This window comes from Streptomyces sp. NPDC059679, assembly GCF_042734105.1.
Classification (GTDB): Bacteria; Actinomycetota; Actinomycetes; order Streptomycetales; family Streptomycetaceae; genus Streptomyces.
In genome coordinates, this window is the sequence record NZ_JBHWES010000025.1 from 119575 (window position 1) to 141995 (window position 22421).

Annotated in this window: 11 protein-coding genes; 8 read left to right on the top strand and 3 right to left on the bottom strand. The window is 74.2% G+C overall.

The window, feature by feature from the left end; translation table 11 throughout:
• The first annotated feature begins 157 nt into the window (after nt 1–157).
• The 4 genes from ACFV2X_RS26030 (at nt 158) to moeZ (ending at nt 6213) form a co-directional block, all read left to right on the top strand.
• Complete coding sequence (locus ACFV2X_RS26030; protein ID WP_385620591.1) at nt 158–2050, top strand: DUF3492 domain-containing protein; 1893 nt, start codon at nt 158–160, stop codon at nt 2048–2050.
• Nucleotides 2051–2400: 350 nt separating this feature from the next.
• Nucleotides 2401–3837 carry a hypothetical protein gene (locus ACFV2X_RS26035; protein WP_385620594.1) on the top strand — a complete coding sequence of 479 codons (1437 nt, stop codon included), beginning with the start codon at nt 2401–2403 and terminating at the stop codon, nt 3835–3837.
• A gap of 45 nt (nt 3838–3882) precedes the next feature.
• Nucleotides 3883–4866, top strand: coding sequence for an NAD-dependent epimerase/dehydratase (locus ACFV2X_RS26040; protein WP_385620597.1), 984 nt, complete (start codon nt 3883–3885; stop codon nt 4864–4866).
• Between the two features lie 168 nt (nt 4867–5034).
• Nucleotides 5035–6213 (top strand): adenylyltransferase/sulfurtransferase MoeZ, encoded by a 1179-nt coding sequence (gene moeZ, locus ACFV2X_RS26045; protein WP_089504958.1) that lies wholly within the window; start codon nt 5035–5037, stop codon nt 6211–6213.
• Nucleotides 6214–6305: 92 nt separating this feature from the next.
• Here the strand turns inward: moeZ and ACFV2X_RS26050 are convergent, their stop codons facing one another.
• From ACFV2X_RS26050 to ACFV2X_RS26060, 3 genes are all read right to left on the bottom strand, one after another.
• On the bottom strand, nt 6306–7901 hold the full coding sequence (locus ACFV2X_RS26050) for an alpha/beta hydrolase (RefSeq protein ID WP_385620599.1): 1596 nt from the start codon (nt 7899–7901) through the stop codon (nt 6306–6308).
• 114 nt (nt 7902–8015) lie between these two features.
• Nucleotides 8016–9560 carry an alpha/beta hydrolase gene (locus tag ACFV2X_RS26055; protein WP_385620601.1) on the bottom strand — a complete coding sequence of 515 codons (1545 nt, stop codon included), beginning with the start codon at nt 9558–9560 and terminating at the stop codon, nt 8016–8018.
• 48 nt (nt 9561–9608) lie between these two features.
• Nucleotides 9609–12485, bottom strand: a complete 2877-nt coding sequence (locus tag ACFV2X_RS26060; RefSeq protein WP_385620604.1) for a YbhN family protein — start codon at nt 12483–12485, stop codon at nt 9609–9611.
• 185 nt (nt 12486–12670) lie between these two features.
• Here ACFV2X_RS26060 and ACFV2X_RS26065 point away from each other — a divergent pair, with 185 nt between their 5' ends.
• The 4 genes from ACFV2X_RS26065 to ACFV2X_RS26080 all read left to right on the top strand — a co-directional run bounded on the left by ACFV2X_RS26065 (nt 12671) and on the right by ACFV2X_RS26080 (nt 22411).
• Complete coding sequence (locus tag ACFV2X_RS26065; protein WP_385620607.1) at nt 12671–13099, top strand: MGMT family protein; 429 nt, start codon at nt 12671–12673, stop codon at nt 13097–13099.
• Nucleotides 13100–13255: 156 nt separating this feature from the next.
• Nucleotides 13256–17233 (top strand): UvrD-helicase domain-containing protein, encoded by a 3978-nt coding sequence (locus ACFV2X_RS26070; protein WP_385620610.1) that lies wholly within the window; start codon nt 13256–13258, stop codon nt 17231–17233.
• Nucleotides 17234–17351: 118 nt separating this feature from the next.
• Nucleotides 17352–20945, top strand: a complete 3594-nt coding sequence (locus ACFV2X_RS26075) for a UvrD-helicase domain-containing protein (protein WP_385620612.1) — start codon at nt 17352–17354, stop codon at nt 20943–20945.
• Nucleotides 20946–21007: 62 nt separating this feature from the next.
• Nucleotides 21008–22411, top strand: coding sequence for a dipeptidase (locus ACFV2X_RS26080; protein WP_385620614.1), 1404 nt, complete (start codon nt 21008–21010; stop codon nt 22409–22411).
• Nucleotides 22412–22421 lie beyond the last annotated feature (10 nt).

The window sequence follows — 22421 nt, forward strand, 5'->3', positions numbered from 1 at the left end:
ACCCGCCGTGACCTTCCTATAGTCCGCGTAGCCCCTCCTCGGTGTGTTCGGCACCCCCCCCGCCGCCCCCCCCCCCACCACCCTGCCCGCATAACGTGCTCCCGCTGCCGGACGGCGGCGCGACGGCTTGCCGACATGGGAGATCGGGGGTGCGCTCATGCGCGTGGGACTGCTCACGGAGGGTGGGTACCCGTACGCGGATGGTGAGGCGCGGCTGTGGTGCGACCGGCTGGTGCGGGGGCTGGCCCAGCACGAGTTCGAGGTCTACGCCCTCAGCCGGAGCGCCCGCCAGGCGGCGGGGGGCTTCATGGAGCTGCCCGGCGCGGTGCGGCGGGTCCGTACCGCACCGCTGTGGGGGGAGGCGGCGCGGGCGCCGCGCCGGGACCGGGGGAGGTACGGGCGGCGCGAGCGGCGGCGGTTCGCGGAGTGCTTCGGGGAGCTGGCGGCGGCGATCAGCGCGCCGGGCGGCCCCGGGAGCCCCGGCGCGCCCGCTGCCGCAGGGGCGGCCGGAACCGCGGGGGCCGCGGGGGCTGCCGGATCGCAGGCGGACCGTTTCGCCAGCGGCCTGTACGGGCTCGCCGAGCTGGCCCGGGAGCACGGCGGGCTGCCCGCCGCGCTGCGCTCCGAGACGGCCGTACGCGCCCTGGAGCGGGCCTGCCACGCGCCCGGTGCGCTTCAGGGTGCCCACCGGGCGCGGGTGGCCGACCTGCTGACCGTGACCGGCGCGCTGGAGCGCGCGCTGCGGCCGCTGTCGCTCGACTGGTACGGCGACGGTGAGGGAGGCGGCGGGGGAGGCGGCGAGGGCCCTGGCGGTGAGGGCTCCTCCGGCGAGGCCGGCCTGTCCGGCGTGGACCTGTGCCATGCCTCCTCCGCGGGCCTGGCCGCGCTCCCGGGGATGCTGGCCCGGCGCTTCTTCGGCACGCCCCTCCTGATCACCGAGTACGGCGTACGGCTGCGCGAGTACTACCTGGCGAGCGCGGCGGGCCCGGGCGGCGCGGTGCTCTCCGCCCCGGTGCGGACACTGCTCGCCTCGTTCCAGGGCCGGCTGACCGCCGAGGCGTACGCCCGCGCGGCGCTGACCACCCCCGGCAACACCCATGCCCGCCGCTGGCAGGAGCGGTGCGGCGCCGCCCCGGAGCGGCTGCGCACCGTCTACCCCGGCATGGACGCGAGCCGCTTCGCGGAGGTCGGCGAGCGCGGCGCGGGTGCGGGCGACGGCGACGGCGCCGGGGCGCGGGGCGACGACGGCTGGACGCTGGTGTGGCTGGGCCGTCTCGAGCCCGCCAAGGACGTCGCGGCCCTGCTGCACGCCTTCGCCCAGGTGCGGCGTGCGGTGCCCCGCGCGCGGCTGCGCCTCGTCGAGACCGGGCGCCCCGCCTCCGCCCCCGCCGACGGCTACCCGGCCCACTGCCGCGCCCTCGCTGCCCACCTCTTCCCTGCTGAGGCCGCTGACAACCCGGTCTCCTTCGAACGCCTCGGCGACCCCGGGCTGCCGTCGGCGGCTGACGCGTACGCGGCGGGGAGCGTGGTCGTGCTGTCCAGCCTGGTCGAGGGCTTCCCGGTCGGGCTGGTGGAGGCGATGTTCTGCGGGCGCGCCACGGTGTCGACGGACGTCGGCGCGGTGTGCGAAGTCATCGGCGGCACGGGCCTGGTGGTCCCGCCGTGCAACCCGCGCGCGCTCGCGGACGCGTGCCTCGAACTCCTCGCCGACCCCGAGCGCCGCGAACGCCTGGGCGCCGCGGCGCGCGCCCGCGCGCTGGAGCTCTTCACGGCCGAACAGAACGTGGCGGCGTTCCGCGGCATCTATCTGGAGCTCATGTCGCACTGCCCGGTGCGCCGCGGGGAGTACGGCCCGGACGGCGAACCCGTGCCCTTCGCCCGCCCGGCGGAGGCCCACATCCCCGGCCGCTGGGCGGGCGGCGCCGGCCCGGCCCCCTTGCCCGCCACCCACACCCCCACCTGGGCCACGGCGCGGCCCGGCCCTGAACCCGAACCGGAACCCCTGGCCGTGGGCCCGTACGCCCCCCGGCCGGAAGAGGCGCGTCCATGACCCGCCGCCCGGGCGCCACGGGCCCGGAGGACGGCGACGACGCCGGGGCGGCTTCCGGGACTTCCGGCTCTGCCGGGTCTTCCCGGGGTGGAGTCGGCGACGGTGCACCGTCTGGCGCGGGCGAGCCGGGGGCCGCGGAGCCACCCGGAGGGCGGTCTGCGCGCCCTGCCTTTCCGGGGGGCGCCTTCCGGCCGTCCAGCACCGACACCGACGGCGCGCCGCCCCCTGGCGGGCGGCGGGCGGTCGGCGAAATGCCCGCTGGGGGATCCGGCGCGCGGCGGGGGCGTTGGGCGGACGCTCCGCGGACTCCTCGCAGCCCTGGCGGTTGGGATGCGCAGTCACGTGCGCTCGTGAGCGGGGCGCCTCAGCCGGAGGCGGGCGGGGCGCCGTGTGAAGGACTTGGGAGCGGCGGCCCCGCGTCGTCGGCCAGGCCGCGGGCGGCTGCCGCCTCCGGCTCCGTTCCGGCCGCCGGTCCGATCCCCAGCCCCAGCTCCGGCTCCGGCCGGCGCCCTCGGCGCGTCGACGACGCCCGACGCGCCGAGGGCCGCGGCGACGGCGCGCCGGGCGGGGGCGAGGCCGCCGCCACGGGAGCCGTGGGGCGGGGGTCGGCCGATCCCGTGCGGGGGTTGATGCGGCGTCATCGCGAGCTGTGCGCGGGCGCCGTCGATCCGCTGGAGATCGCCGCCGGTCTCGAGGCTCATGGCGTGACGGACCGCACCGCCGCCCGGTTTCGGCATCGTGATGTCTTCTCGCTCGCCGAGGAGCTGTACGCGCGCGTCCCCCGCGACGACGAGGGCCCGGGCGGCCCGGACGCCTCGGCGGCCGTGCCGTCGCGCGGGCGGGTCGGCGGGCGGCTGGCTGTGGGGGCGCTGCATCTGGTGCCCGGGGCGCTGGGGGTGGCGACCGTCGTCGGGCTGGCCAGGGCGCGGGGCGGGGCGGTGGGGGAGCGGGTGGCCGCCGGGGTCGGTGGGGGCGCGTTGGTGATGGCCGCGTTGTGGCTGTGCCTGGCGCGCGGGCCGCTGAAGGTGCGGGGCGGCGGGTTGGCCGGGCTGCTGCGCGTCGGCTGGCTCATCGCGTACGCACTGTGCGGCGACTGGCTGCTGGACGGGGCCCGGACCGGCGCGTGGCGGCCTTACGACGTCGCGCCCGCCGCCGAGGCCGCCGTGGTTCTCGCCCTCGCCGTCGCGCCCGCCGCGTGGTGTGCGCGCTGGTTCGCCCGGCGGGCGCGCCGGAGGCTGGTGGGCAGCCGTGGGCTCGCGGAGTTCGCGGCGGGAGTGCGGCCGCTGCTCGCGGGCACGGTGGCGCTGTTCCTCTGTGCCCTGCCGCCCCTGGTGCTCGCGGTCCAGCTCGCCGTCCGGTTCGCGCTGCCGCTGCCCGGCCGCCCGCCCGGGGCCGTTCCGACAGCCGTCGCCTCCGATGTGGTGGCCGTGTGCGTCCTGCTGTTCGTCGCCCGGCTGCTCGCCGTCCACGGCTTCCGCCGGGCCGCCGCCACCGGCACCGCCGTGGCCTGCGCTGCCGAGGCGGCGGTGCTGGGCGGGACCGTGGTCGGCCGGCTGCCTGGCGGCGAGGCGTTCGCCGAGGCGGTGGCCAGGGCCTCGGCCGTCTGCGGACCTGCCGGCCTCCCGGCCGCGGTCTGCGGCGTCACGGCCCTCGCGCTGCTGGCCTACGCGTTCGCCGCGCTCTCCCGCGCCTCGGCCCACACCTCGGGCACCCCGGGCGTCCCGTACGCCCCGTATCTCACCGCTTCTCGCGCCCCTCTCCACCCCATCACCACTAGGAGCACATGACATGAGCGACGACATGACCGACCCACAGCCCCTGGAGCGTGACCGATGAGAGTCCTGCTGCTCGGCTCCGGGGGATATCTCGGCCGCTACGTCGCCGAACACCTGCTCGCCGACCCCGCCGTCCAGCTCACCGCGCTCGGCCGCGGCGACGACGCCGATGTGCGGTTCGACCTGTCCACCGGCAGCCCCGGGGCGCTGACCCGCTTTCTGAACGCCGTCCACCCGGGAGTGGTGATCAACTGCGCGGGCGCGACCCGTGGCGGGGCGCGCGAGCTGACCCGGCACAACACCGTGGCCGTGGCGACGATCTGCGAGTCGCTGCGGCGCAGCGGCTGCGGCGCCCGGCTGGTCCAGGTCGGCTGCTCCTCGGAGTACGGGCCGTCCCAGCCCGGCTCGTCGACGGCGGAGGACGCCGTGCCGCGCCCCGGCGGTCCGTACGGGGTGAGCAAGCTGGCCGCGACCGAGCTGGTGCTGGGGTCGGGCCTGGACGCGGTGGTGCTGCGGGTCTTCTCGCCGGTCGGGCCCGGCACCCCGGCCGGGTCGCCGCTGGGCCGGCTGGCCGAGGCGATGCGCCGGGCCATGCAGGCCGGGGACGGTGAGCTGAAGTTGAGCGGCCTCGGGGTGCAGCGCGACTTCGTGGACGTACGGGACGTGGCGCGGGCGGTGCACGCGGCCTCGCTCTCGGCCGCGCAGGGGGTCGTCAACATCGGCAGCGGGCGGGCCGTCCGGCTGCGCGACGCGGCGGCCGTACTCGCCCGGGTGGCGGGCTACGGCGGCACGCTGCACGAGATCGACGGCCCGCCGGGGCGCGGGCCGCTGCACCACGCCGCCCCGGGCGGCCCGGGTGGTCCGGCCGGGGCGCAGATCGAGCATGTGGGCGGCGGGGCGGGCTATCCGTACCCGGACGGCTGCGGTAGCTGGCAGCAGGCGGATGTGCGCACCGCGCGCGACCGGCTCGGCTGGCGCTCCAGGATCGTGCTGGAGGAGTCCCTGGCCGATATCTGGATGGAGGCGGCGTGCCGGATCTGAGGGCTGTCGGGAAGGCCGGGCCGACGGCCGGTGTGACGGCCGGCGGCGGGGTTGCCCGGGTGATGGGACGGATCCGTCTCGCGGACCGGACCACCCGTCTCGGAATGAGATGGGCCATGGCAGTGTTACCAGAAGAACAACCCTGCTCCCACCCACTACGGAGTCCCCGTGTCGCTGCCACCCCTGGTCGAGCCGGCCGCCGAGCTCACCGTCGACGAGGTCCGCAGGTACTCACGCCATCTGATCATCCCTGATGTGGGGATGGACGGGCAGAAGCGGCTGAAGAACGCCAAGGTGCTGTGTGTGGGCGCGGGCGGTCTCGGCTCGCCCGCGCTCATGTACCTCGCCGCGGCCGGTGTCGGCACCCTCGGCATCGTGGAGTTCGACGAGGTAGACGAGTCCAACCTGCAGCGCCAGATCATCCACAGCCAGGCGGACATCGGCCGCTCCAAGGCGGAGTCCGCGCGTGACTCGGTGCTCGGCATCAACCCGTATGTGAACGTTGTGCTGCACGAGGAGCGCCTCGAGGCCGACAACGTCATGGAGATCTTCTCCCAGTACGACCTGATCGTGGACGGCACGGACAACTTCGCCACCCGCTATCTGGTCAACGACGCGTGCGTGCTGCTGAACAAGCCGTACGTATGGGGGTCGATCTACCGCTTCGACGGCCAGGCGTCGGTCTTCTGGTCCGAGCACGGTCCCTGCTACCGCTGCCTGTACCCGGAGCCCCCGCCGCCCGGCATGGTCCCCTCCTGCGCTGAGGGCGGCGTGCTCGGCGTGCTGTGCGCCTCCATCGGCTCGATCCAGGTCACGGAGGCCATCAAGGTGCTCACCGGCACCGGTGAGCCGCTGGTCGGCCGTCTGATGATCTACGATGCCCTGGAGATGACCTACCGCCAGGTCAAGGTCCGCAAGGACCCCGACTGCGCGGTCTGCGGTGAGAACCCCACCGTCACCGAGCTGATCGACTACGAGGCGTTCTGCGGCGTCGTGTCGGAGGAGGCCCAGGAAGCGGCGGCCGGTTCGACGATCACTCCCAAGCAGCTCAAGGAGTGGATCGACGACGGTGAGAACATCGACATCATCGACGTCCGCGAGCCGAACGAGTACGAGATCGTCTCGATCCCCGGCGCCCGGCTGATCCCGAAGAACGAGTTCCTGATGGGCAACGCCCTCCAGGACCTTCCGCAGGACAAGAAGATCGTCTTGCATTGCAAGACGGGTGTCCGATCGGCGGAAGTCCTGGCCGTCCTGAAGTCCGCCGGCTTCTCCGACGCGGTGCATGTGGGCGGCGGCGTCATCGGCTGGGTCCACCAGATCGAGCCCGAGAAGCCCGTCTACTGACGCGGCCGTAAGAGGCGCCGTGGAGACGCCGAAGGGCCCCGCGCCGAGGATCGGTGCGGGGCCCTTCGTATGCGGGAGAACGAGGGAAAGGGTCAGGAGCAGACCTTGCCGTCCGCCGGCACCTTCCCGTTCAGCAGGTAGTCGTCCACGACCGCCGTCGTGCACTTGCTGCCGCCGTTGTACGCGCCGTGGCCCTCACCCTTGTTGGTGAGCTCCACGCCGACGCCCTCGCCAAGACCCTTGGCCATCTTCCGCGCGCCCTCGTACGGCGTGGCCGGGTCACCGGTGTTGCCGACGACCAGGATCGGCGCCGAGCCCGGGGCGCTGACCTCGGGGTGGTCGGTCTTGCCCGCCACCGGCCAGTCCATGCACGAGAGCATGCCCCAGGCCAGGAACTCGCCGAAGACCGGGGACGCCTTGCGGTACTCGGGCAGCTTCGCCTTCACATCGGCGACCGTGTAGCGCTGCTTGTCGTCCACGCAGTTGATCGCGACGTTGGCGGGCCCGATGTTGCTGTAGTGGCCGTTCTCGTCGCGGCCGGCCATGGAGTCTGCCATCAGGAGCAGTATGTTGCCCTGCTTGGCTTGCAGGGCCTCGGTCAGCCCCATCGTCAGGTACTGCCAGCTGTCCTTGCTGTACAGCGCGGCGGCGATACCGCCCACGGCCTGGTCCTGGGTGAGCTCGCGGCCGCTCCTGGTGGGCAGCGGGTTCTTGTCGAGCCGCTTCAGCAGCGAGACGATCGTCTGCTCGGCCTTGTCGGGGTCGCTGCCGAGCGGGCAGGTCAGACCCTTGGTGGCGCAGTCCTTGAGGTAGTTGTCCAGGGCGAGCTGGAAGCCCTTCGCCTGGCCGAAGTTGCCCCGCTCGGGGTCCTCGGTCGGGTCGACGACGGCGTCGAAGACGGCGCGCCCGACGTTCTTGGGGTAGAGGTGGGCGTAGACGCCGCCCAGTTCGGTGCCGTACGAGATGCCGAAGTAGTGCAGCTTCTTGTCGCCGAGCACCTCCCGCATCAGGTCCATGTCGCGGGCGGCGCTGACGGTGTCCACGTGGGGGAGCACCTTGGCGGAGTTCTTCTGGCACGCGGCGACGTACTTCTTCTGGTCCGCCGTCGCCGCCGCGAGCTCGGTGGCGTCGTCCGGCGAGCCGTCCACGGCGTCGGACGCGTCGGCTTCCTTGTCGCTCAGGCACTTGACGCCCGCGCTCTCGCCGACCCCGCGCGGGTCGAAGCTGACCAGGTCGTAACGGGCGCGCAGCCGCTGGTAGTCCTTGCCGAAGCCGGGGAGGGTGGAGACGCCGGAGCCGCCGGGGCCGCCGAAGTTGAAGATGAGCGAGCCGATCCGCTTGTTCGGGTCGGTGGCTTCGGAACGGATCAGGGCGAGGTCGATCGTCTCGCCGTCCGGCTTGGCGTAGTCCAGCGGAACGCGCATGGTCGAGCATTGCCATTCGCCGCCCGGGGCCTCGCCGGCGCCCTGGAGGGTGGTGGGCGCCGGGCAGGACTTCCAGCTGAGCTTCTGTTCCGTGAGGGAGCCGGGCAGGCCGGAGGCCGACGGCGCCTCTGACGCCTTGTCCTTGTCGCCCTTGCCATTGTTGGAGCCGCCGTCGTCGTTGCAACCCGCGACGGCGGTGAGTGCGACCACGACGGCCGCGGAGACCAATGTCCTGGCCCGTATGGTGCGTATGGAACTCGACATAGTCGAGGATCCTATGAGCACGGTATGACCTGGAAGGTTCAGGTCCCTTCTCAGTTCGGTCACAGATTACGGAACGTAAGGGTGCCTGCTCAACGCAGGCCCCACTGGACGCATCTAGCCGCAGACCTTTCCGCTCGGCGGCACCTTGCCCCGCAGCAGATAGTCGTTGACCGTACGGCGCACACAGGCGTTGCCGCTGTCGTACGCGCCATGCCCCTCGCCCCGGTACGTCAGCTCCACGCCGACGCCGGGGCCCAGTTCCTCCACCATCTTCCGGGCGCCCGCGTACGGGGTGGCCGGGTCACCGGTGTTGCCGACGACCAGGATCGGCGCGGCGCCCGGGGCGCTGACGTCCGGGGTGCGCCAGGCGCCGTGCACCGGCCAGCCGGTGCACTGGGTGAGGCTCCAGGCCAGGTACGGGCCGAAGACCGGGGACGCCTTGCGGAACGCGGGCAGCTTCGCCTCGATGTCGTCGACCGTGTAGCGCTGTTTGAAGTCGGCGCAGGAGATCGCGGTGAGGGAGGACTGCAGGGTGCTGTAGTTGCCGTCCGGGTTGCGGCCGTTCATGGCGTCGCCGAGGGCCAGCAGGATTTTGCCGTCGCCCTTTTGGGCGTCCGCGATGCCCTGGGTGAGGTACTGCCAGAAGTCCTGCGAGTAGAGGGATTGCGCGATGCCCCCGTTGGCCAGGGACTCGGTCAGACCGCGGTTGCCGATGCCGGGCACCGGGCGCCGGTCGAGCCTCTTCTGCAGCGCGCGGATCTCCGGCTGTGTGGGGCAGCTGTAGCCGTTGCCAGTCGCGTCGCACGCCTTCATGTAGTCGTTGAGCGCCAGCTGAAAGCCCTTCGCCTGGCCGATGGAGCCCTGCGCCGGGTCCTGTGCCGGGTCGACGACGCCGTCGAAGAGCGCGCGCCCCACCTTCTTGGGGAACAGGTGGGCGTAGACGCCGCCCAGTTCGGTGCCGTAGGAGACGCCGAAGTAGTGGAGCTTGTCGTCGCCCAGGACGCTGCGCATGAGATCCATGTCACGGGCGGCGTTGGCGGTGCCGACATACGGAAGCAGCTTCCCGGAGTTCTTCTCACAGGCGGCGGCGTACCGCTTGACGCGGCTTACAAGGGACTTCACCTCCGCGGAGTCGTCCGGGGTCGAGTCGGCCGCGTAGAAGGCGTCGAGCTGCCTGTTCCCCAGGCATCTCACCCCGCTGCTGCGGCCGACCCCGCGCGGATCGAAGCTGACCAGGTCATAGCGGGTACGCAGCTCCTTGTAGCCGCTCGCGAGGGCGGGGAGGGTGGAGACGCCGGAGCCGCCGGGGCCGCCGAAGTTGAAGATGAGCGAGCCGATCCGCTGGTTCGGCTGGGTGGCCTTGGCACGGATCAGGGCGATGCCGATGGTGTCCCCGTGCGGCTTGCCGTAGTCCAGCGGGACGTGGAGCGTCGCGCACTCCCACTGCTTGCCGGGGGCCTTGGTCGCCCCGTCCTCGCTGTCGTCGGGGGCAGGGCAGGTGGACCACTTCAGCTTCTGGTGAGCCGAGGTGTCCGGCCGTCCGCCACCGCTTCCACCGCAGCCGACGGCGGCGGTCAGCAGCAGGGCGACGGCGGCCGACGCACCGGCGCGTACGGATCGGGACACGGCGGCTCTCCGGGAGTGGGGGCGTGCCGCCATCCTCGGGCCTGCGCGGGCCCGGCGCGCGCTGTGCGGGCGTACGGGTGACTACAGGGCCTCTTTGCGGGTGAGGTGGGTGAAGGCCAGCCAGCCCGGCAGCACCGGCAGCCAGAAGACCATCAGCCGGAACAGCAGCACCGCGGGCGCGGCCGTCTCGTACGGCAGCCCGGCCAGCGTCAGACCCGCGATCAGCGCCGCCTCGACGGCTCCGACGCCGCCCGGGGTGGGCGCGGCCGACCCCAGGGCGTTGCCCGCGAGGAAGACCACGGCGATGCTCGCGTAGCTCATGTCGCCGCCGAACGCCCGGATCGAGGCGTCGAGGCACAGCACGTTGGCCGCCGTCAGCAGCAGCATCCCGCCGATGCCGGTGAGCAGCTTCTTGGGCCGCTGCAGCACGTCCAGCATCCGCGGGACGACGCCCGCGAACAGGGACCGCACCCGCGTGGACACGAACTTCCGCAGCACCGGGATCGCGGCCACCACGAGCGCGAGCACCGCGGCCGTCAGCAGCCCGGCGATCACCGTGCGGGACGGCGAGAGGGTCGGGGTGCGCTCGGTCCCGGTGATATAGCCGAAGGTCAGCAGCAGCAGGATATGGCTGGCGAGGCCGAACAGCTGGGACGCGCCGACGCTGGCCACCGCCAGCCCGGGGCGCACCCCCTGGCGCTGCAGGAAGCGGGCGTTGAGCGCGACCCCGCCGACCGCGGCGGGCGCCACCAGCTTCACGAACGACGCGGCGACCTGCGCCAGCACGGTGCGCCCGAACGGCACCTTCTCCGGTACGAAGCCCAGCAGGCTCAGCGCCGCCGCGACGTACGTCAGCGCCGAGAACAGCAGCGCGGCCACCACCCAGATCCAGTTGGCCTCGCCGACCACCGTGCCCAGCTTGATGTGGGTGAACTGGGACAGCAGGAAGTACGCGGCGAAGGCGCCCGCGCAGAAGCTGACCAGCGTGCGCGGCTTGATGCGCTCCAGCCGCACCGGCTCTATCGGGGCCTGCGGCCTGATCAGCAGCACCTGCTGACGGATCTGGGAGAGCAGGTCCTCCTCCCGGGCCCCCTCCAGGGCCTCGTCGATCGCCCGCTTCTCCGCCTGCTTCTCGGCCTTGAGCACCTTGCGGTCGACCGCGGCCGCGGTCGCTGTCGGCCGATGCCTGGCCTTCTCCGCGGTCTCGTCCGCGGCCTCGGCCCGCTCCGCCGCCTCTCCGGCTTCCTCGGCCTCTTTGGCGGCCTTGGCCTCCCGGGCTTCCTTGGCGGCGCGCGAGGCATCCAGGACGGCTTCCCGCTGCCGCTGCGCGCGCTCGCGCGCCAGCTGGCGCAGCGTCGCGCGGGTGCTGCGGTTGAGGGCGAGCGGCTGGAGCAGCGGGAGGCTGTCGGCGACCGCGTCGGGGCCGAGGACCCGGGCCGCGGCGGCGACGGACCGCTCCGCGCCGACCCGTAGCCCGAGCGTGGTGAGCAGCTGTGCGACATCCATCCGCAGCACCACGTCGCCGGCCGCGATCTCCCCGCCGCGCAGATCGGTCAGCACGACCTTGCCGGAGCGGTCCACCAGCAGCGCGTCGCCGTCGAGGCGGCGGTGGGCGATACGGCGGGACTGCAGCGCCTGGACCTGCTGCCAGGCCTCGGCCAGCAGCTCGTCGGTGATCGCCTCGTCGGGCAGCGCGTTGAGCGGACGGCCGCCGAGGTGTTCGTAGACCAGCATCACGGCGTCCGGGCCGAGCTCGGAGGTGGCGATCAGCTTCGGCGCGTTGGCGCCGGCCGCGATGGCCGCGTACGACAGCAGCGCCTCCTGCTCGAGGGCCTGGCGCAGCGACTGGAGGCTGCGCGGCGGGGTGATGGTGCGCAGCGTCAGCCGCTGCCAGACGCGGTAGAAGAACCCCTGGGCCTGCTGTTCGCGGTCCACGACGGTGACGTCCAGGGGCGGGCCGTCCTCGAGCGTGACCAGATAGCGGCGGCCGCGGTCGTTGTGGTTCCCGTGCTCGCCGTCCGCGGAGTCCTCGTACCGCAGCGCGCTGACCGGGGCGAAGCCGACGCGGCGCAGTCCGGCGAGCAGATGCTGTCCGGTGGGCCGTACGTTCGGCGAGCCGACGGCGTACAGCGTGCCGTAGGCCACGGTCCAGCCGATCAGCACGGTGATGATGATCGAGAACGGTGTGGTGTAGCCGCCCACCAGCACCGCGAAGGCGTCGAGCAGCAGCACGAACCACATGGCCACCCGCCAGCGCGGGCGGCGGGCCATGCCGACGGCCGTCATATAGGCGATGACGGGTGCCAGATAGCCGTGTACGGGGTCGCTGAAGGTGCCGCCGGGCGCCGGCTGGGTGAGTGCCTCCCGGATCGATTCGGGGGCGCCACGGGCCACCCACAGGTCGGTGGCCAGGGACACGCCGTGGGCGAGGACCGCCGCCAGCACGCCGTCGGCGATCCGCAGCCCGTCGCGTTTGATCAGCCGCTCGATGGCGAACGCCATCGGAAGCAGCAGCACCGCGACGCTGGCCGCCAGGCCCGCGAAGTCGATCAGCAGCGTCGGCGCCTGGTCGGCGCCCTGGCCGATGTCCTTCTCCAGACCGGCGGTGGTGCCGTGCGCGAAGGCCGCGATGGCCAGCACGGTGCCGATGCCCAGGATGCCGAGCAGCAGCCGCAGCAGGTCGAAGGGGCGGTGGACGCGGGCGGGGAGCAGCGGCTCGTCGCCGGAGACGCGGTCGACGTGCGGATGGGGGTCGTCGCAGTCGGGGGATTCGGGGGATTCGGGGGATTCGGGAGAACCGGAAGAAGCGGGGGAATCCGGGGTGACGGGGGACGGATCCGGGGTGACGGCGGACGGCTCCGGCTCTTTGGCGCGGGGCAGCGCCTTGGGGGCGCGGGCCTCCCCTTCAGGAGGCTGCGCACCCTGCTGCTCGGCTGTCTCTTCTTGATCTCGTATCACCAGTCACCGCCCGGAAGATGGTGGCATGCCCGGGCTGGGGAGGTGGGCATCAGGGTGCATTTCGGGGGCGTGAAATCCGGATCGTACGTCGTGTATGGGCACGATGCACCCTTGGTGAGGGGATCGAGGGACGGCCCTGTGGAGGGCCGGCGGGGCTGTCGGTGGGATGCGGCAGGATGTGCCGGATGAGCCGGATTCCCGATCACAGCGGTGAGCGCGCCGAGGGCGAGCGGACGGGGGCCGCGCATGAGCTGCCCGAGTACGCGGAGCGAGTGCTGGAGGTCGCCGAGCTGATTCCGCCCGGCCGGGTGATGACGTATGGCGATGTTGCCGAATGGCTGGACGAGGGCGGCCCGCGACAGGTGGGCCGCGTCATGGCGCTCTACGGGGGTGCCGTGCCCTGGTGGCGCGTGGTGCGCGCAGACGGCGTGCTGCTGTCCGGCCATGAGCTGCGCGCGCTGGACCACTACCGGGAGGAGGGCACGCCGCTGCGCGAGGCGGCGCGCTCGGCCGAGGGCCATCTGCCGCGGCTCGACCTCGCCCGGGCCCGCTGGGACGGCGGTGAGGGCGAGGCCGGCGGGGACGGCGGGGCTGGTGGGGGCGGTGCCGACTGACGACGGGCGGCGCGCCCGCCGGTTCCCCGGCCGGCCGGAGCCATGCCTGAGCGCCGCGGCGCGCCCGCGGCCGTATCCACAGCCATACGGGTGACGCCCCGCGTCACATGAGAGGCTGTGCCGCACCCAGCACACCCACCAGGACCGGCGATCCACGTGAGCTCCTCCTCCTCGTCCCTTCCGCGCCAGCGGCAGGCTCGACAGCCGTCCTCGCGGCAGCCGTCCCCGGGTACGTACCGGCTGGTCCGCACCCGGCCGGACCCGGTGGCTCCGCCTGCCCTGGACGCACGGCAGCGCGCCGTGGTCGACCACCCGGGCGGGCCGCTGCTGGTGCTCGCGGGTCCGGGCACGGGTAAGACGACGACACTCGTGGAGGCGGTGACCCAGCGGGTGCGGGACGGTGCGGACCCCGAGCGGATCCTTGTGCTCACCTTCAGCCGCAAGGCGGCGGTCGAGCTGCGCGATCGGATGGCGGCGCGCCTGGGGGGTGCCCGCGGCCCGCAGGCCACGACCTTCCACTCATTCTGTTATGCCCTGGTCCGCGCACACCAGGACATGGACATTTTCGCCGATCCGGTGCGTTTGCTGTCGGGCCCCGAGCAGGACGTCGTCGTCCGTGACCTGCTGGCCGGGCAGGCGGAGCTGGCGCGCGAGGGGCGCGCCGCGGTCCGCTGGCCGGACGAGCTGCGCGCCTGCCTGACCACCCGCGGCTTCGCGGACGAGGTGCGCGCGGTGCTCGCGCGCAGCCGGGAGCTGGGGCTCGACCCCCGCGCGCTGGGGGACTTCGCGGCGCGCCAGGGCCGGCCGGACTGGCGCGCGGCGGCGGCCTTCCTCGCGGAGTACCTGGATGTGCTGGACGCCCAGGGGGTGCTGGACTACGCGGAGCTGGTGCACCGGGCGGTGCTGCTCGCCGAGCGGTCCGACACGGCGGCGGAGCTGGCGGCGCGCTATGACGCCGTCTTCGTCGACGAGTACCAGGACACGGACGTGGCCCAGCTGCGGCTGCTGCGCGCGCTGGCGGGCGGCGGCAGGACGCTGGTCGCCTTCGGCGACCCGGACCAGTCGATCTACGCCTTCCGCGGCGCCGACGTGGGCGGCATCCTCGAATTCCCGTACAGCTTCCCGCGCCGGGACGGCAGACCGGCGCCCGTCCAGGTCCTGACCACCTCCCGCCGCTCCGGCGCCGCGCTCCTCGCGGCCACCCGCCTGCTCACCCACCGGATGCCGCTCACCCGCCTCCCGGCGGACGCGGTGCGCGCCCACCGGGAGCTGTCGGCCGTCCGCGGCGGCGGGCGGGTCGAGGCGTACACCTACCCGACGGCGGGCTCCGAGCTCGACAACATCGCCGACATCCTGCGCCGCGCCCACCTGGAGGACGGCGTTCCGTGGCGTGAGATGGCCGTGCTGGTGCGTGCGGGAGGCCGCTCACTCCCCGGCGTGCGCCGCGCGCTGACCTCGGCGGGCGTGCCCGTGGAGGTCGACGGCGACGACATCCCCCTGCGCCATGAGCCCGCCGTGGCCCCCCTCCTGACCGCCCTCCGCGCCGCCGCGACGGCCGCGCTGCGAAACCCCACGGGACGGGGCGCGCCCACAGCGGCCCGCGGCCGGGCGCCCGCCGAGCCGACAGGGCCCGCCGAGGCGCCGGGCGCGGCTTCCCCCGGCGAGGCCGAGGCCGCCGACGCGGCTGGAGCCGCGCCGGGGACCTTCCGGGCCGCCCCGGCGGCCGGCCCCGCGGCCGGTGCCGCGCCTGGCGCCCCCGCCCCGGACGCCCCCGCCTCCGCCGCCGCGGCTGTGGTCGACCTCGCCTCCGCAGGCCGTGCTTCCGCCGACCGCGCGTCTGGCGACCAAGCCCCGGTCGATGCCGCTGTGGCCGACCCCGTGCCGGCCGACGCCACCCCGGCCGACCCCGTGCCGGTCGACCCCGTGCCGGTCGACCCCGTGCCGGCGAAGGCTGAAGACGGCGTGCGCGCGGTCGTGGGCGTGCCCGAGTCCGGCCTGCCGTCCGAGCCGACGGCTCGCGGCGAGGCGTCCGCTGAGCCGACCACTGCCCGGAGGCCGGTCGGTGATTTCCCCGCGCTGGGCGGGGCCGACGTGGGTGGGGCAGCCGCCGACCTCCTTCAACAAACCCGGCCCGCCGGGCCCGGAGCCGACGCCGACGCCGACGCGTCGCCCGTCGAGGCGGGCCCGCGCGCGGAGCCGACCGAGCGGGCCGCGCGGGACGAGTACGCCGCGGGCGCCACCGGCAGCGCCGCCGGGCTCGACGTCGAGACCGCGCTGACGCTGCTCGCCTCGCCCCTCGGGGGCATGGACGCTGCCGATCTGCGGCGGTTGGGGCGGGCGCTGCGGGAGGAGGAGCGGGCGGCGGGGCGGGTCGTGCCGCGGCCCTCCGACGTACTGCTCGCCGAAGCGCTCGCCGAGCCCGAGCGCCTGGTCGCGCACGACCCGGCGTACGCGCGCGGCGCGCAGCGCCTCGGTCTGCTGCTGCGCAAGGCGCGCGAACTGCTCGCGGGCGGTGGCACGGCGGAGCAGGCGCTGTGGGAGCTGTGGGACGGCACGTCCTGGCCGCAGCGGCTGGAGCGGGCCGCCCACCGCGGCGGGGCCGCCGGGCGTAACGCGGATCGCGACCTGGACGCGGTGTGCGCGCTGTTCGAGACCGCCGCGCGCGCGGAGGAGCGCGTCGGCGGCCGGGGCGCGCTCAACTTTCTCGACGAGATCGACGCGCAGGACATCGCGGCCGACACCCTCTCGCGCCGCATGGTCAGCCCCGACGCCGTACGGCTGATGACCGCGCACCGCTCCAAGGGGCTCGAGTGGCGGCTCGTCGTGGTGGCGGGGGTGCAGGAGGGGCTGTGGCCCGATCTGCGGCGCCGTGGCTCGCTGCTGGAGGCGGACCGGATCGGCCGGGACGGGCTGGCCGAGCCGCTGTCCCCGGGGGCGCTGCTGGCCGAGGAGCGGCGGTTGTTCTACGTCGCGGCGACGCGGGCCGAGGAGCGGCTCGTGGTCACCGCCGTCAAGGCCGCCGCGGACGACGGGGACCAGCCTTCCCGCTTCCTGGCAGAGCTGGGCGTCGAGCCGGTGGACGTCACCCAGCGCCCGCGCCGCCCGCTGTCGGTCGCGGCGCTGGTCGCCGAGTTGCGCGCCACGACCGTCGACCCGGCGGCCTCAGACGCCCTGCGGGACGCCGCCGCGCGCCGTCTGGCGCGGCTCGCGGCGCTGCGCGACGACGACGGCCAGCCGCTCGTCCCGGCGGCGCACCCGTACCGCTGGTGGGGCCTTTACGAGCCGACGCACAGCGCGGTCCCGCTGCGCGACCACGACCGCCCCGTGGCGCTCTCCGGAAGCGCGCTCGACCAACTCGTCAACACCTGCTCGCTGCAGTGGTTCCTGGGGCGGGAGGTGAAGGCCGACACGCCGTCGACGGCCGCCCAGGGCTTCGGCAACGTCGTCCACGTCCTGGCCGACGAGGTGGCCTCCGGCCGTACCCCGGCCGATCTCGCGGTCCTTATGGAGCGGCTGGACTCCGTATGGGACGCCCTGTCCTTCGACGCGCCCTGGAAGTCGCGGCAGGAGAAGGAGCATGCACGGGCCGCGCTCGAACGATTCCTGCGCTGGCATGTGATGGAGCGCGGCGGCCGCACCCCGGTGGCCACCGAGCACGAATTCGACGTCACCTTGGAGGCGGACGCCTACCAGGTGCGGATCCGAGGCAGCATGGACCGGGTCGAGGCGGACGGGGAAGGCCGCGCCTATGTCGTCGACTTCAAGACCGGCAAGCAGTCGGTGACGCGGGACGCCGTCGCCCACCACCCCCAGCTGGCCGTGTACCAGCTCGCGGTGCGGGAGGGCGCGGTGGACGGACTCTTCGCGGACGGCCACCCCGAGCCGGGCGGCGCGGAGCTCGTACAGCTGCGCCAGGGCGCCGCCCGCAAGGACGGCGGGGACGCCGTCCCCAAGGTGCAGGCGCAGGAGCCGCCGCAGCCACCACAGACAGCGTGGGTGGGCGAGCTGTTGGCCACGGCGGCCGGGCGCGTCCTGGACGAGCGCTTCTCCCCGAGCGCGGGCGAGCACTGCAACCGCTGTTCGTTCCGCGGGGCGTGCAGCGCGCGGGCGGAGGGGCGGCACGTCGTGGAGTGAGTGAGCGAGCAAGCGATGTGGCGTTCGCGACACCGGCCTCGTCCGAGGGCCGGTGGGGACCGGCGCCACGACCTCGGTGTTGACGGCGGTGTCAGCGGGCCCCGATAGCCTCACTGGAATGTCCGCCCGCATCACCGACCCCGAGCAGCTCAAGGAGCTCCTCGGCATTCCGTTCACCCCGGAGCAGATCGCGTGCATCACCGCGCCGCCCTCCCCGCAGGTGATCGTGGCCGGAGCGGGTTCGGGCAAGACCACGGTGATGGCGGCTCGGGTGGTGTGGCTGGTGGGCACCGGCCAGGTCGCCCCGGAGCAGGTGCTCGGCCTCACCTTCACCAACAAGGCGGCCGGGGAGCTGGCCGAGCGAGTACGGAAGGCCCTGGTCAAGGCGGGGGTGACGGACCCTGACCCGGTGCCGCCGCCGGCCGGGGCGCAGGCCCCGGAGGCCCCGGAGACCGCCGCGGGCGAGCCGAACATCTCCACGTACCACGCCTTCGCCGGACAGCTGCTCAAGGAGCACGGCCTGCGCATCGGCCTGGAGCCGGGCGCCCGGCTGCTCGCCGACGCCACCCGCTTCCAGCTCGCCGCGCGCGTGCTGCGCACCGCCCCCGGGCCGTTCCCGGCGCTCATCCGCCCCTTCGCCGATCTGGTCACCGATCTGCTCGCGCTCGATGCCGAACTGGCCGAGCACCTGGTCCCCGCCGAGCGGCTGCGCGCGTACGACGGCGAGCTGCTGCACACCCTCGACGGGGCGAAGCTGACCAACGCCGAGCTGCGCAAGGTGCCCGAGGCCGCCCACGCCCGCCTGGAACTCCTGGGCCTCGTCGAGGCGTACCGCGCGGACAAGCGCGGCCGCGACCTGCTCGACTTCGGCGACCAGATCGCGCTCTCCGCCACCTTGGCCCGCACCCGCCCGGAGGTCGGCCGGATTCTGCGCGAGCAGTTCGCGGTGGTCCTCCTGGACGAGTACCAGGACACCTCGGTCGCCCAGCGGCTGCTGCTCTCCGGCCTCTTCGGCGGCGGTACGGGCCATGCCGTCACCGCCGTCGGCGACCCCTGCCAGGCCATCTACGGCTGGCGCGGCGCCTCCGTGGCCAACCTCGACGACTTCCCCGAGCACTTCCCGCACGCCGACGGCAGCCCGGCGCGCCGCTTCGCGCTCAGCGAGAACCGGCGCAGCGGCGGCCGCCTCCTGGACCTCGCCAACGGGCTCGCCGCGCCCCTGCGCGCCATGCACGAGGGCGTCGAGGCGCTGCGCCCCGCGCCGGGGGCGGAGCGGGACGGTGTGGTGCGCTGCGCGCTGCTGCCCACCCACGCCGAGGAGCTGGCCTGGCTCGCCGACTCCATCGCCCATCTGGTGCGTACCGGCACCCCGCCCGGCGAGATCGCGGTGCTGTGCCGTACGGCCGGCGACTTCGCCCGGATCCAGGGCGCGCTGGTGGAGCGGGAGGTTCCGGTGGAGGTCGTCGGCCTCTCCGGGCTGCTGCACCTGCCGGAGGTCGCCGATCTGGTGGCCGTCTGCGAGGTGCTTCAGGACCCGGGCGCCAACGCCGCCCTGGTGCGGCTGCTGACCGGCCCGCGCTGGCGGATCGGCCCCCGCGACCTGGCGCTGCTCGGCCGCCGCGCCCGCGCCCTCGTACGGTACGAGGCGGCGGGGCCTGCGGCAGATGCGGACGAGGACCCTGACCGCCGCCTCGCTGAGGCCGTCGAGGGCGTCGACCCGGCCGAGATCGTCTCGCTCGCCGACGCCCTGGACACCTTCCTCACCCCCGATGGCCCGGACGACGGGCTGCCGTTCTCGGCCGAGGCCCGGGTCCGCTTCGCCCGCCTCGCCGCCGAACTGCGCGAGCTGCGCCGCTCGCTGGCCGACCCGCTCATGGACGTGCTCCACCGGGTGCTGGCCACCACCGGCCTGGAGGTCGAGCTGTCCGCATCGCCCCAGGCCCTGGCCGCCCGCCGCCGGGAGACGCTCGGCAACTTCCTCGACGTCGCCGCGGGCTTCGCGGCCCTGGACGGCGAGGCCAGACTGCTGGCGTTCCTCGGCTTCCTGCGCACGGCCGCGCAGTACGAGAAGGGGCTCGACAACTCCCTCCCCGGCGGGGAGAACACGGTCAAGGTGCTCACCGCGCACAAGTCCAAGGGCCTTGAGTGGGACGTGGTGGCGGTGCCGGGCCTTGTCGACAAGCAGTTCCCCAGCGACCAGGCCCGCGAGTCCTGGACGGCGAACGCGCGGGTCCTGCCGCACGCGCTGCGCGGCGACGCGGAGACGCTTCCGGACGTCGCCGCCTGGAACGCCAAGGGGCTGACCGCCTTCAAGGAGTCCATGAAGGCGCATCAGAGGACCGAGGAACTGCGGCTCGGCTATGTGACCTTCACCCGCCCCCGCTCCCTGCTGCTCGGCTCCGGCCACTGGTGGGGGCCCACGCAGAAGAAGCCGCGCGGCCCTTCGGCCTTTCTGGAGGCTCTGCGCGAGCACTGCGAGGCGGGCCACGGCGAGGTCGAGGCGTGGGCGCCGCCCCCGGAGGAGGACGAGGAGAATCCGGCCCTCAAGGCCGCGGCCGCCGACCGCGCCTGGCCGCTGCCCCTCGACCCGCAGGGCCTGGCCCGCCGCCGCCACGCCGCGGACGTGGTCCTCGCCCACCTGGACCGCCTCGCGGCGGCGGACAGCGAGCCGACGGCGGCGGACGGCCCGTCGGCACACGACACGCAGCACCCGTCGACGGGCGGGCCTCCGCCCGGCCCGCCCGAGGACGCGTACGACGATCCGTACGCGCCGGAGACGTACGCCGACGACGACCCGTACGACGACGACCCGTACGCCGACGACATCGCGGAGCCCGAGCCCGAGGACAGCGACCTGTGGGCAGGCTGGCCCACCCCGGAGGAGAGGGCCGCCCCCGAGGAGGCGGCGCGCGGTGGCCTGCCGCCCGAGGAGGCGCGGCTGGTCGCCTCCTGGGACCGGGACCTGGACGCGCTCGCGGGCGAGCTGCGGCGGGCCCGCGCCACGGTGCGGGACGTGCCGCTGCCGTACACGCTCAGCGCCTCGCAGCTGCTGCGCCTGGCCGCCGACCCCGACGGTTTCGCGCGGGAGCTGGCCCGCCCCATGCCGCGCCCGCCGCGCCCCGCCGCGCGCCGCGGCACCCGTTTCCACGCGTGGGTGGAGTCGCGCTTCGAGGCGCTGCCGCTTCCGTTCCTGGGTCCGGACGAACTGCCGGGCGGCGAGGACGACGAGCCGGAGATCGCGAACGAGCGGGACCTGGCCGAGCTCAAGGAGGCGTTCGCGCGCACCCCGTACGCGCATCGCACCCCCTATCGCGTCGAGGCGCCGTTCCAGCTGGCGCTGGCGGGCCGGACGATCCGGGGCCGGATCGACGCGGTGTACCGCGCGCCGCGGGCCGTGGGGGACGGGCCGGGGGTGCGGTACGAGATCGTCGACTGGAAGACCGGCCGGTCGCGGAACGCCGACCCGCTCCAGCTGGCGGTCTACCGCCTGGCCTGGGCGGAACAGCAGGGCCTGCCCCTGTCGGCGGTCTCCGCGGCGTTCGTATACGTACGCGGCGGCGAGATCGTCCGCCCGGCGGCCCTGCCGGGCCGGGCGGAGCTGGAGCGCATCCTGCTCGGCGAGCCACAGGAGACGCATGATCCCGCCGAGCCGCATGACCCCCATGAGGCACCCCATGAACCCCACGATGAACACGTGACGGAGAACACATAGCGGCAGCGGCCGTGCGCGGACCCCGGCCCTGGCACCCTCCCGGGCCGGATAGGCTCAAGTGCATGAGTAATACCCCGGACACGGACATCGCCGTCCGCGCCTACGTGGACGGTCACCGCGCCGCGTTCCTCGACGACCTCGCCGAGTGGCTGCGCATCCCGTCCGTGTCGGCCGACCCCGCCCGCGCCGACGACGTCCGGCGCAGCGCGGAGTGGCTGGCGGCGAGCCTGACCGCGACGGGGTTTCCGGTGGTCGAGACATGGCCGACGGCCGGGGCGCCGGCCGTTTTCGCCGAGTGGCCGTCCGACGACCCCGACGCCCCGACCGTGCTGGTCTACGGGCACCACGACGTCCAGCCCGCCGCCCGCGAGGACGGCTGGCACACCGAGCCCTTCGAGCCGACGGTCAAGGACGGCAGGCTGTACGCGCGCGGTGCGGCCGACGACAAGGGGCAGGTGTTCTTCCACACCCTGGGCGTACGGGCCCACCTCGCGGCGACCGGCCGTACCGCCCCCGCGGTCAACCTCAAGCTGATCGTCGAGGGCGAGGAGGAGTCCGGTTCGCCGAACTTCGCCGAGCTGATCAGGGCGCATGCCGACCGGCTCGCCTGCGACACCGTGATCGTCTCCGACACCGGCATGTGGTCCGAGGACACCCCGACCGTCTGCACCGGTATGCGCGGGCTCGCGGACTGTCAGATCGATCTCCACGGTCCTGACCAGGACATCCACTCCGGCTCGTTCGGCGGCGCGGTCCCGAACCCGGCCACCGAGGCCGCCCGGCTGGCCGCCGCCCTGCACGACGCGGACCGCCGGGTGGCGATCCCCGGCTTCTACGACGGGGTCGTGGAGCTGACCGACCGCGAGCGCGAGCTGTTCGCCGAGCTGCCCTTCGACGAGGGCGCCTGGCTGCGCTCCGCGCATTCGCACGCCACGCTCGGCGAGGCGGGCCACACCACCCTGGAGCGGATCTGGGCCCGCCCGACCGCGGAGGTCAACGGGATCGGCGGGGGATACCAGGGGCCGGGCGGCAAGACGATCGTGCCGTCGTACGCCCAGCTGAAGCTGTCCTTCCGGCTGGTGGCGGGCCAGGACGCGGACAAGGTCGAGCTGGCGGTGCGGGAGTGGGTCGCGGCCCGGATCCCGGACGGAATCCGCCATGAGATCACCTTCGGGAACGCGACCCGCCCCTGTCTGACCCCGCTGGACCACCCCGCGCTCCAGTCGCTGGCGCGGGCCATGGGACGGGCCTTCGGTACGAAGATCCGCTTCACCCGGGAGGGCGGCTCGGGCCCGGCCGCCGATCTGCAGGACGTACTCGGCGCGCCGGTGCTGTTCCTGGGCATCTCGGTGCCCTCCGACGGCTGGCACGCGCCGAACGAGAAGGTCGAGCTCGATCTGCTCCTGAAGGGCGCCGAGACGGCCGCGTACCTGTGGGGCGAATTCGCGGAAAACCGGCCCGTATAGTCGCGTATGT